The sequence below is a fragment of the Kitasatospora kazusensis genome, assembly GCF_039529945.1.
Taxonomy (GTDB): Bacteria; Actinomycetota; Actinomycetes; order Streptomycetales; family Streptomycetaceae; genus Kitasatospora; species Kitasatospora kazusensis.
Map to the genome: position 1 here is coordinate 186,145 of NZ_BAAANT010000004.1, position 11,908 is coordinate 198,052.

Here is an 11,908-nt window from a genome sequence, read left to right on the forward strand (position 1 = left end):
ATCCGGGCCGGGCCCCGACCGTCCGGTCAGGGCCGACCCGTGCCGGAGACCGCGAGCGGCCTCCGGAAGATCGTCCGTCTGCCTCAGCGGGAGGCGGGAACCGGGTCGGTCGCCTCGGTCCACAGGTCCTGCTCGGCACGGTCCGCCTGGACCTGACGGTAGACAAAGAAGCCGCCGAGGGCGACCAGGGCGACCAGGAGAAGCTTCTTCACCGCGGGACCTCGTCCTTCTTGCTTACTTGGGGGCGGACTCGGCGGAACTCTCCCGGAAGAGGGGAGAGACCGGCTCGCGAGTCCTCGGGTGTACGAGCACGAACCAGCGGTCCTGGCAGCTGACCGCCCTGCGGCCGATGATACACACCGGTAACCCGTTCCCGGGTGGCCGCCATCACCTCCAACCGGCCGATCCGAGCACCGGATTGACGCCACGCCTCCTGTCATACCGCAGGCCCGGCGACCCCCTCAGCGACGCCAGACCCACCGGCCCCGCCGCAACTGAGCCACATCCGCCCGCGCCGCCCGGACATCCGCCGCCACCTCGCACAGCCGCAGGCTCATCGCCCGCACCAGCCCACGGTCCGCGAGCAGCATCCCCTCGCACCGCGCCAACCGGTCCCCGACCGTCCCGGCGAGCAACCGCCGCTCCAACTCGTCCACCATTTCGGCGTAGTCGAAGGACGAGCCGGCCCGCGACCTCCGCACGGCCGCCTCGGCGTCGAGCAGGTACCGCCGCACCCTCCGGGCCACCTCGCTGTCCCGCAGCAGCATCGCCACGTTGAGCACCGCCCGCCGGGGGAAGATGCCCAGGCCGGCGCCCGGAACTTTTCTTAGCTGCATGTTGAAGCTAAGAAAATCCTGCAGGTCAGTGCCCTTCAGCACGGTGTACCCGTTCTCCTGCAACTCCGCCCGGTGCCGGGTCACCACCGCGTTGATCGCCCGCTCACCGACCTCGAAGTAGTCGGCGAGCAACCGCGCGGTGAGGTGCAACCCGTCGGGCAGCAGTTCCAGCGCCTTGACCTTGTCCAGCACGTCGACCCGCCCGGCCACGCTCTCGCGCAGGGTCCGGGATTCGAGCAGGGCAGCTTCCATCGGCATGGGGATGCCTCCATGGTTGAAGCGATCTGTGAACGGCCCGATCACCCAGGGCACGCGGGGCCGGGCATCCGCCGGCAAGAGCAGAGGTCGCGTCACGTCCACAGATCCCATGACCGGTTCTGTCGCCCGGCTATCCCCAGATTCACAGCAGTTTCGAGTCGTCCCACCCAAGATGCCTCTGCGCACCACCCTCAACGAGCAGAAACCGCGCGAGGTCACGCCCCCGGGGGAAGAACACCCGGGATCACCCGGACATCCCGGGGAAGGAGCGGAACAAGCAGAAGGCCCGGAGTGAATCACTCCGGGCCTTCTGTGCAGGTGGGCCTAACAGGACTTGAACCTGTGGCCTCTTCCTTATCAGGGAAGCGCTCTAACCGTCTGAGCTATAGGCCCTTGCCGCACTCAAAGATTAGCGGACCGGCGGCCGATCTCCCAAATCCGTATCGGCGGCCACTCCCGCGGCGGGTCCGGAGCCGCTCCCGGGGCCGACGGCAGGGGCAACGGCGGGGGTCGCGGCGGCGGCCGCGGCAGGGCTCCGCAGCTCAGTGGCCCGGTCACCGCCGAGCCACTGCTCGCGGGTGGGCGGCAGGCCGCTGTCGCCGCCGGTGGCGGTGCGGACGGCCAGCACCTGGTTGACCCCGATCCGGTTCTCCTCGAAGGCGAGGGCGCAGGCGGCCATGTAGAGCCGCCAGACCCGGGCCCGGCCACGGCCCACCGCGCGGGCGGCCTCGGCCCAGTTGGCCTCCAGGTTGGACACCCACTCCCGCAGGGTCAGCCCGTAGTGCTCGCGGAGCGACTCGACGTCGCGGACTTCGAAGCCGGCCTGTTCCAGCAGCGAGACCGTGGTGCCCACCGGCGACAGCTCGCCGTCCGGGAAGACGTACCGCTCGATGAAGGGGCTGGTGACGTACGGCTCACCCGGCCGGCTCGGGCGGCGGGCGATCTGGTGGTTGAGCAGCCGCCCGCCCGGGGCGAGCAGTTGGTACAGGCCTGCGGCGTACGTCAGGTACTGGGAGGTGCCCACGTGCTCGGCCATGCCGACGCTGGAGACCGCGTCGAACGGGCCGTCCTGGATCTCGCGGTAGTCCTGGAGCCGGATCTCCACCCGCCCCTCCAGGCCGGCCTCGGCGACCCGCTCGCGGGCCAGCGCGACCTGTTCGGCCGAGATGGACACCCCGACCACGTCGACGCCGTAGTGCCGGGCCGCGTGGACGGCCAGCGAACCCCAGCCGCAGCCCACGTCCAGCAGCCGCATCCCGGGCCGCAGGCCCAGCTTGCGGCAGATCAGGTCGAGCTTGGCCTGCTGGGCGTCCTCCAGGCTCTTCGCGCCCGGCTCCCAGTACGCGCAGGAGTAGACCATCGAGGAGCCGAGCACCAGGCGGTAGAAGTCGTTGCCCACGTCGTAGTGGTGGCTGATCGCCGCCCGGTCGCGGCCCCGGCTGTGCAGCCGCCCCTGGGCCGGGCGGGCCTCCTCGGGCGGCGGGACGGGCTGCGGCCCGAACACGCCCGCCCGCAGCGCCGCCGCGGCCAGCCGGCGGCCCCTGGGGCCCACCGCGTCGCGCAGGCCCAGCTGGAGGTCCTTGAACGCGGGGCTCTCGGAAAAGCGGGCGACGGCCGTCAGCACGTCGTACAGGTCCGCGTCGGGTGCCAGGTCCAGGTCGCCGGAGACGTACGCCCTGACCAGGCCGAGCTCGCCCGGCTGCCAGAGCAGCCGGCGCAGTGCCCGGCGGTTGCGCAGCACCACCAGGGGCGCGTCGGGCGGGCCGGCGGCGCTGCCGTCCCAGGCCTGCACCCGGAGCGGGAGCCGGGTCTCCAGCAGTTCTTCCAGCGCTCCGACCAACTGCGTTGCGATCCGCGCCACCGCGCGCCACCTCCGACCAGCTGAACCACCCGACATCTGCCCGGCCCCGGACATCGCGGACAGCTAACCCAGCACGCCTCGGGGGGCACCCGTCGGCGCGCCGGGACACCACAGCTGTCACCCGAACGCCAACGGGCCCCGGAGGCTGCAACAGCCTCCGGGGCCCGCTCATTCCGGGATCACCGGGTTTTCCGACGGTGCGTCAGCACACCTGCCGGAGGGTGGCCGCAGGACCGGCCGGCCCGGGGGTCAGTCCTCTTCGGCGAGCGTCAGCTCGATGCCGCCGGTGAAGCCCGCGGCCGTGTTGTAGATGAAGGCCGACAGGGTCGCCAGCGCCGTCATCAGGACCACGTCCACCACGGCGATCAGGCTGGTGAAGAGCATCACCTGGCTGAACCCGATGTAGTCCATCAGGTTGAGGCCGCCGTTCGTGTCCGAGCCGGTGACCTCCTTCAGCGTGCTGTTGATGGAGGTGAAGACGCCCAGCCCGTCCAGTGTCATCCACAGCACGGCGGCCGCGACGATCATGATGATGCCGACCGCGAGCGAGAGCAGGAAGCTCACCTTCATGACCGACCAGGGATCGGCCTTGGTCACCCGCAGCCGGGCCTTGCGGACCCGGCCGGAGAGACCGCCCTGCTGACCGGCCGGCCGCTCGGGCCCGCCCCGCCGCGGGGCAGCGCCACCCGCCGGAGCGCCCGCGTTGGTGCGGGTGCCGCGCGCGGGCGTCGGCTGGCCCTTGGTGTACGTCGTCGGCTGGGAGAACCCGGCCGCCGGCGGCGCGGCCGGCGGCTGCGGCACCCCGCGGCCGTACGTGCCTCCGCCCTGGCCCTGGCCCGCCGAGGCCACCGGCGGCATCAGCGAGGTGGACGCGGCCGGGTGCTCGGCCGGAGGCTGCGGCGCACCGCCGTACGGCATCCCGCTCTGTCCGGCGCCCGGCAGGCCGCCCCCCGCGGCACCTCCCGCAGCACCCGTGGCTCCACTCACCCTGGTCCTCCCGCAGTAACCCGCCAGGCCGGCGATCCGCCCTGGTCGTTTCAGTCCTCGTCCGGTGCCGGGCCGATTGCCCGGTACCGGTCAGTGGCCGGTGCCCGGCCCTTCCGGGCAGGCACCGGCCACCAAGGCTTGCGGTCAGGCCTGTCCGGCCGAGCCACCCGCCGTGGTACCACCATCGTTCTCCTCGGCCGAAGTGTCACCCGAGATCCCGGCCGTAACCGAATTCTCATGGTCAGCACCCTCGACCGGAGCCGAGATCCCGGGCACGGAACCCTCGTCCTCGGCCAGCTCCTCGTCCTCCGCCTCCGCGTTGCGGGCCATGCCCACGACCGCGTCGCGCTTTCCGAGGTTGATCAGTTGGACGCCCATGGTGTCACGTCCGGTTTCACGAACTCCGGAAACCCTGGTACGGATCACACCGCCCGAGAGCGTGATCGCCATGATCTCGTCGGTCTCCTCGACCACGAGGGCCCCGACCAGCGATCCACGACCCTCGACGATCTTGGCGGCCTTGGTGCCGAAACCACCGCGTCCCTGAACACGGTACTCGTCCACCGGAGTGCGCTTGGCATAACCGCCGTCGGTGGCCGTGAAGACGAACGTCCCCTCCCGCACCACGTTCATCGACAGCAGCTCGTCGCCCTCACGGAACGCCATGCCCTTCACACCCGAGGTGGCCCGGCTCATCGGCCGCAGCGCGTCGTCGGTCGCGGTGAAGCGGATCGACTGCGCCTTCTTCGACACCAGCAGCAGGTCGTCCTCGGCGGAGACCAGCTCGGCGCCGATCAGCTCGTCGTCCTTGCCCTCCTCGTCCTGCCGCAGGTTGATCGCGATCAGGCCGCCGGAGCGCGGGGAGTCGTAGTCCTTCAGCCAGGACTTCTTCACCAGGCCGGCCCGGGTCGCCAGCACCAGGTACGGCTTGTCCAGGTAGGTCCGGACGGCCATCACCTGGGTGATGTGCTCCTCCGGCTGGAAGGCCAGCAGGTTGGCCACGTGCTGGCCACGGGCGTCGCGGCCCGCGTCCGGCAGCTCGTAGCCCTTGGCGCGGTAGACCCGGCCCTTGTTGGTGAAGAACAGGATCCAGTTGTGCGTGGTGGTCACGAAGAAGTGGTCGACGAGGTCGTCCTGCTTCAGCTGGGCACCGCGCACGCCCTTGCCGCCGCGCTTCTGCGAGCGGTAGAGGTCGGACCTGGTCCGCTTGACGTAGCCGCCACGGGTGATCGTGACGACGATGTCCTCCTCCGCGATCAGGTCCTCGACGGACATGTCGCCGTCGAAGGGGATCAGCGTGGAGCGCCGCTCGTCGCCGTACTTCTCGACGATCGCGGTCAGCTCCTCGGAGATGATCTCGCGCTGGCGCGGCGGGGAGGCCAGGATCGCGTTGTACTCGTTGATCTTGGTCTGCAGCTCGTCGTGCTCGCTCTGGATCCGCGCGCTCTCCAGCGCGGCCAGCCGGCGCAGCTGCATCTCCAGGATCGCGTTGGCCTGCAGCTCGTCGATCCGGAGCAGGTCCATCAGGCCGCTGCGGGCCGCGTCCGCACTCTCCGACGCCCGGATCAGCGCGATCACCGCGTCGATCTGGTCCAGCGCCTTGAGCAGCGCCCGCAGGATGTGCGCCCGCTCCTCGGCCTTGCGCAGCCGGAAGGTCGTCCGGCGGACGATGACCTCGACCTGGTGGCTCACCCAGTGCCGGATGAACGCGTCGAGCGACAGCGTGCGCGGCACACCGTCCACCAGCGCCAGCATGTTGGCACCGAAGTTGGTCTGCAGGTCGGTGTGCTTGTACAGGTTGTTCAGCACGACCTTGGCGACCGCGTCGCGCTTGAGCACCACCACCAGCCGCTGACCCGTCCGGGACGAGGACTCGTCGCGGACGTCGGCGATGCCGGCGACCTTGCCGTCCTTCACCAGGTCGGCGATCTTCAGCGCCAGGTTGTCCGGGTTCACCTGGTACGGCAGCTCGGTGATCACCAGGCACTGCCGGCCCTGGATCTCCTCGACCTCCACCACCGCGCGCATGGTGATCGAGCCGCGGCCCGTCCGGTACGCGTCCTCGATGCCGCGGCGGCCGACGATCAGCGCACCGGTCGGGAAGTCCGGCGCCTTGATCCGCTCGATCAGCGCCTCCAGCAGCTCCTCGTTGGAAGCCTCCGGGTGCTCCAGCGCCCACAGCGCACCCGACGCGACCTCACGCAGGTTGTGCGGCGGGATGTTGGTCGCCATGCCGACCGCGATACCGGTGGCACCGTTGATCAACAGGTTGGGGATGCGCGACGGCAGGACGGTCGGCTCCTGCGAGCGGCCGTCGTAGTTGGCCGCGAAGTCGACGGTCTCCTCGTCGATGTCGCGCATCATCTCCATGGCGAGCGGCATCATCTTGCACTCGGTGTACCGCATGGCGGCGGCCGGGTCGTTGCCCGGGGAACCGAAGTTGCCGTTGCCGTCCACCAGCGGCATCCGCAGCGACCACGGCTGCGCCAGGCGCACCACGGTGTCGTAGATCGAGGTGTCGCCGTGCGGGTGGTAGTTGCCCATCACGTCACCGACGACGCGGGCGCACTTGTAGTAGCCCTTCTCGGGCCGGTAGCCGCCGTCGTACATCGCGTACAGCACGCGGCGGTGGACGGGCTTCAGCCCGTCGCGGACCTCGGGCAGCGCACGGCTGACGATCACGCTCATCGCGTAGTCGAGGTAGGAGCGCTGCATCTCGGTCTCGAGCTCGATCGGCTCGACCCGGGACACGAAGACGTCGGTGGCTGCGCTATCGGTGCGTTCCGGCTGCATGTCGCCGTCGGGACGGTTCTCGTCGACCACTGGTGGTCAGTTTCCTTTCACGCGTGACTGGTTGTGTTTGAGCGGGACGGGCCCGGTCACACGTCCAGGAAGCGGACGTCCTTGGCGTTGCGCTGGATGAAGGAGCGGCGGGCCTCGACGTCCTCGCCCATCAGCACGGAGAACAGGTCGTCCGCACGGGCCGCGTCCTCCAGGGTGATCTGCTGGAGCAGGCGGTGCGCCTGGTCCATGGTGGTGATCCGCAGCTCCTCGGCGTTCATCTCGCCGAGACCCTTGAAGCGCTGGATCGCGTCGTCCTTGGGCAGCCGGCGGCCGGCCGCCGTACCGGCGGCGATCACCGAGTCCTTCTCGCGGTCCGAGTAGACGTAGTCGAAGTCGTCCCGGCCCCACTTGATCTTGTACAGCGGCGGCATCGCCAGGTACACGTAGCCGGACTCGACCAGCGGACGCATGAAGCGGAACAGCAGGGTGAGCAGCAGGGTACGGATGTGCTGCCCGTCGACGTCGGCGTCCGCCATCAGGACGATCTTGTGATAGCGGAGCTTGGACTCGTCGTAGTCCTCCTGGATGCCGCAGCCGAAGGCCGAGATCAGCGCCTGGACCTCGGTGTTCTGCAGCACCTTGTCGATCCGGGCCTTCTCGACGTTCAGGATCTTGCCGCGGATCGGGAGGATCGCCTGGATGCGCGGGTCACGGCCCTGCTTGGCCGAGCCGCCGGCGGAGTCACCCTCGACGATGAAGATCTCGCACTCGGCCGGGTCCTTGGACTGGCAGTCGCTCAGCTTGCCGGGCAGCGAGGCGCTCTCCAGCAGGCCCTTGCGGCGGGTCAGGTCGCGGGCCTTGCGGGCCGCCATCCGCGCGCTCGCCGAGTTGATCGACTTGCGGATGATGTCCGAGGCCTCGTTGGGGTTGCGGTCCAGCCAGTCGTTCAGGTGCTCGTGGACGACCTTCTGCACGAAGGTCTTCGCCTCGGTGTTGCCGAGCTTGTCCTTGGTCTGGCCCTCGAACTGCGGCTCGCCCAGCTTGAGCGAGATGATCGCCGTCAGGCCCTCGCGGATGTCCTCGCCGGAGAGGTTCTCGTCCTTCTCGCGGAGCAGCTTCTTCTCCCGCGCGTAGCGGTTGACCAGGCCGGTCAGCGCCGCGCGGAAGCCCTCCTCGTGGGTGCCGCCACCGTGCGTGTGGATGGTGTTGGCGAAGCTGTAGACCCCCTCGGTGTACGAGGAGTTCCACTGCATGGCGATCTCCACCGAGATCGCCTTGCTCTTGTCCTCGGCCTCGAAGTCGATGACCGTGGGGTGGATCATCTCGCCCTTGCGGGAGTTGAGATGCGTCACGAAGTCGGCGATGCCGCCGTCGTACTTGTAGGTGACCGCGAGCGGCTTGCCCTCGTCGTCGACGTGCTCCTCGCGCTCGTCCGTCAGCGAGATGGTCAGCCCCTTGTTCAGGAACGCCATCTCCTGGAAGCGCCGCGAGAGCGTCTCGAAGGAGTAGACCGTGGTCTCGAAGATCTCCGGGTCGGCCCAGAAGGTGACGCTGGTGCCGTTCAGGCCGGTCGCCTCGTGCTGGGCCAGCGGGGCGGTCGGGGCGCCCTGCTTGTACTCCTGGGTCCAGCGGAAGCCGTCCGTGTGGATCTCCACCGCGAGCCGCGTGGACAGCGCGTTCACGACCGAGACGCCGACACCGTGCAGACCGCCGGAGACCGAGTAGCCGCCGCCGCCGAACTTGCCGCCCGCGTGCAGCACCGTCAGCACGACCTCGACGGCCGGCTTCCCCTGGCTCTCGACCATGCCCACCGGGATACCGCGGCCGTTGTCGACCACCCGCACCGCGCCGTCGGGCAGGATCGTCACCGCGATGGAGTCGGCGTGCCCCGCGAGCGCCTCGTCGACGGAGTTGTCCACGACCTCGTACACCAGGTGGTGCAGGCCGCGCTCGCTCGTCGAGCCGATGTACATGCCCGGGCGCTTGCGGACGGCGTCGAGACCCTCCAGCACCTGGATCTGGCTGGCGTCGTAGGACTGGCCCGTCGCGGGGTCGGTGGGGACAGCGGTGTCGGACAAGTCTGGGTTCTGGCTGGAGTTGCCGGAATCGGCCACGAAGCGCCCTCTCTGGCACAGCGCGCGGCCGCACTCCCGCCCGCTGTACGGGGGGCCTGCGACCACGGCGTTTCGACTCGGTTGCTGCAAGCAACTGTGTTTGGCTCTTAGTCTACCGGTAGGACTGACAGAGATGGGCGTTTGGCAGCCCCTGAGGGCAGATGTGCCGCCCTGAATCCCCTCTGCACATGTCCCGATACTCGCCAGGGGGGCTTAGCGGCCGCAAAAGGGCCGTCAGGGGTTCCGGAGGATCCGGTTCCCCTGCCACCCCGGCTACCCCCAGGTGTCCCCGGGACCCTTGCTCCCCGGCGCTCGCAGCCGGCCGTACGACCGGTTCGGCGCGTCCGGCCCCTGCACCTTGATCACCCGAACCGTGCCGTGCCCCAGCTCGTGGTTCAGGCGGGCCACCAACTGCCGTGCCAGCAAACGCAGTTGAGTCGCCCAGGCAGTGGAGTCGCACTGCACCGTGAGCACCGCCTCCGCCTCGGCGAAATGCTTCGGCACACAGTGCGCCGCGATGTCGGGACCGACGATCTGCGACCAGCGCCCCATCACCCCGCCCACCGCCGCCGGCGCCTCCCAGCCCCGCTCGGTGATCAGCCGGTTCAGCGCCGCCCCCAACGGCACCGGGTCCCGCCCGTCCGCCCGCGCACCGCTGCGCAGCCCGTGCCGCTTGGCCTCACGCTTCTCCCGCACCTGCTCGCCGCGCTGCCGCGCCTGCTCCTTGGCCGCGCGCAGCGCCACCCGCGCCAGGTCCACCCCCGACAGCTCCGGGGTCCGCGCATCCGGATCGCTCACCGCGATCTCCTCTCCGCTGCTGTATCCCCAGGCTGTGGACAGTCCACTGTACGGCTCCGCCGGACACGACCATCGACGGGCAACCACGACAGGGGCGCGAGGAACTGCGCGAGATCGGAAGGCAACCACCTGTCGCCCTACCGTCTTCGCGCAGTTCCTCGCGCCCCTGGTCCGTACGCCTAATGGATGCGGGTCACGTCCCCGTCCGCGACGGCGAACCGGGCTCCCGCCAGGGCCTTCGGCACGTCCTCCGGCACCGCCGCCGTCACGAGGACCTGCTCGGCCCCCGCCACCAGCTCCGCGAGGCGGTCCCGCCGCCGGGCGTCCAGCTCCGCGAAGACGTCGTCGAGGATCAGCACCGGCTCCCCGCCGTCGGACCGCAGCAGCTCGTACGAGGCCAGCCGCAGCGCCAGCGCGTACGACCAGGACTCACCGTGGCTCGCGTACCCCTTCGCCGGCAGCGGGCCGAGCCGCAGGCCCAGCTCGTCGCGGTGCGGGCCGACCAGGGTCAGGCCACGGGCGACCTCCTGGCCGCGGACCTGCTCCAGCGCCGCCAGCAGCTGCTGCTCGGCCTCCTCGCGGCTGGCGGGCCGCTCGCCCTCGAAGGAGCTGCGGTACTCCAGTACCGTCTCCCCGCCCCCCGGCGCCAGTTGCTCGTACGCCTGCGCCACCAGCGGCTGCAGCGCGTCGACCAGGTGCAGCCGGAAGGCCGTCAGTTCGGCGCCGGCCTGGGCGAGATGGCCGTCCCAGACCTCCAGGGTGGAGAGGTCCGCGCCCCGGCCGCCGCCCGAGCGCCGGGCCGCGGCGGCCGTCTTGAGCAGCGCGTTGCGCTGCTTGAGCACCCGTTCGTAGTCCTGCCGGACGCCCGCGAGCCGGGGCGCGCGGGCGGTGAGCAGCTCGTCCAGGAAGCGGCGGCGCTCGCCCGGGTCGCCCTTGACCAGGCTGAGGTCCTCGGGGGCGAACAGCACCGTCCGCAGCAGGCCCAGCACGTCACGCGGGCGGACGTTGTCGGAGCGGTTGATCCGGGCCCGGTTGGCCTTGCCGGGGGTGATCTCCAGCTCGACCAGGGTGGTGCGGCCCTCACCGGACGGGCCGGTGCGCAGGATGCTGGTGCGGACCACCGCCCGCTCGGCGCCGAGCCGGATCAGCGGGGCGTCGGTGGCGACCCGGTGGCTGCCCAGGGTGGCGACGTAGCCGATCGCCTCGACCAGATTGGTCTTCCCCTGGCCGTTGGGGCCGACGAAGGCCGTCACACCCGGGTCGAGGGGCACCTCGGCCCGGGTGTAGGAACGGAAGTCGGCGAGCGACAGATGCGCGACGTGCATGGCTGTGGACTGCGCCCGCCTTCCGATCCGGTGGTGCTACTTGGACTCGACCGCGTGGCCGCCGAACTGGTTGCGCAGCGCGGCGATCATCTTCATCTGCGGGGAGTCGTCCTGACGGGACGCGAAGCGCGCGAACAGCGAGGCGGTGATCGCGGGCAGCGGGACGGCGTGGTCGATGGCGGCCTCGACCGTCCAGCGGCCCTCGCCGGAGTCGGCGGCCCAGCCCTTGAGCTTGGTGAGGTGCTCGTCGTCGTCCAGGGCGTTGACGGCCAGGTCGAGCAGCCAGGACCGGATGACCGTGCCTTCCTGCCAGCTGCGGAAGACCTCGCGGACGTCGGTGACCTCGGGGGCCGCCTCCAGCAGCTCCCAGCCCTCGGCGAAGGCCTGCATCATCGCGTACTCGATGCCGTTGTGGACCATCTTCGCGAAGTGCCCGGCGCCGACCGCGCCCGCGTGGACGGAGCCGAAGGCGCCCTCCGGCTTCAGCGCCTCGAAGACCGGCTGCACCTTCGCGACGTGCTCGGCGTCGCCGCCGTACATCAGCGCGTAGCCGTTCTCCAGGCCCCAGACACCGCCCGAGACACCGCAGTCGACGAAGCCGATGCCCTGCGCGGCGAGCGTCTCGGCGTGCTTGATGTCGTCCGTCCAGCGCGAGTTGCCACCGTCGACCACGACGTCACCGGGGGAGAGCAGCTCGGCGAGCTGGTCCACGGTGTCCTGGGTCGGGCCGCCGGCCGGGACCATCACCCAGACCACCCGGGGCGCCTGGAGCTTGCTGACGAGGTCTTCGAGGCTGTCGGCGTCGGCGAGGTCCGGGTTGCGGTCGAAGCCGATGACGGTGTGACCTGCGCGGCGGATGCGCTCGCGCATGTTGCCGCCCATCTTGCCGAGACCGATGAGGCCGAGCTCCATGACAAGTCCTTCACTGTGGTGACGTTGCCTGAC

9 protein-coding genes and 1 tRNA gene are annotated in these 11,908 nt (G+C 70.4%); all 10 read right to left on the minus strand.

What is annotated here, in order from left to right; all coding sequences use genetic code 11:
* Nucleotides 1-83 precede the first annotated feature (83 nt).
* Nucleotides 84-212, minus strand: coding sequence for a DLW-39 family protein (locus ABD330_RS05785; protein WP_280715975.1), 129 nt, complete (start codon nucleotides 210-212; stop codon nucleotides 84-86).
* A gap of 249 nt (nucleotides 213-461) precedes the next feature.
* Complete coding sequence (locus ABD330_RS05790) at nucleotides 462-1,094, minus strand: hypothetical protein (RefSeq protein WP_344461421.1); 633 nt, start codon at nucleotides 1,092-1,094, stop codon at nucleotides 462-464.
* A gap of 319 nt (nucleotides 1,095-1,413) precedes the next feature.
* Nucleotides 1,414-1,487, minus strand: a tRNA-Ile gene (locus ABD330_RS05795).
* Nucleotides 1,488-1,503: 16 nt separating this feature from the next.
* The gene (locus tag ABD330_RS05800; protein ID WP_344461423.1) at nucleotides 1,504-2,955 is read right to left on the minus strand and encodes a class I SAM-dependent methyltransferase; all 1,452 of its coding nucleotides are present in this window, start codon (nucleotides 2,953-2,955) and stop codon (nucleotides 1,504-1,506) included.
* 249 nt (nucleotides 2,956-3,204) lie between these two features.
* Nucleotides 3,205-3,942, minus strand: a complete 738-nt coding sequence (locus ABD330_RS05805) for a DUF3566 domain-containing protein (RefSeq protein ID WP_344461425.1) — start codon at nucleotides 3,940-3,942, stop codon at nucleotides 3,205-3,207.
* Between the two features lie 144 nt (nucleotides 3,943-4,086).
* Complete coding sequence (gene gyrA, locus ABD330_RS05810) at nucleotides 4,087-6,765, minus strand: DNA gyrase subunit A (protein WP_425555451.1); 2,679 nt, start codon at nucleotides 6,763-6,765, stop codon at nucleotides 4,087-4,089.
* 56 nt (nucleotides 6,766-6,821) lie between these two features.
* The gene (gyrB, locus tag ABD330_RS05815; RefSeq protein WP_344461427.1) at nucleotides 6,822-8,840 is read right to left on the minus strand and encodes a DNA topoisomerase (ATP-hydrolyzing) subunit B; all 2,019 of its coding nucleotides are present in this window, start codon (nucleotides 8,838-8,840) and stop codon (nucleotides 6,822-6,824) included.
* 273 nt (nucleotides 8,841-9,113) lie between these two features.
* Nucleotides 9,114-9,644 (minus strand): DciA family protein, encoded by a 531-nt coding sequence (locus ABD330_RS05820; RefSeq protein WP_344461531.1) that lies wholly within the window; start codon nucleotides 9,642-9,644, stop codon nucleotides 9,114-9,116.
* Between the two features lie 173 nt (nucleotides 9,645-9,817).
* Complete coding sequence (recF, locus tag ABD330_RS05825; protein ID WP_344461429.1) at nucleotides 9,818-10,963, minus strand: DNA replication/repair protein RecF; 1,146 nt, start codon at nucleotides 10,961-10,963, stop codon at nucleotides 9,818-9,820.
* Nucleotides 10,964-10,999: 36 nt separating this feature from the next.
* Nucleotides 11,000-11,875, minus strand: a complete 876-nt coding sequence (gnd, locus tag ABD330_RS05830; RefSeq protein WP_344461431.1) for a phosphogluconate dehydrogenase (NAD(+)-dependent, decarboxylating) — start codon at nucleotides 11,873-11,875, stop codon at nucleotides 11,000-11,002.
* Between the last annotated feature and the right edge of the window lie 33 nt (nucleotides 11,876-11,908).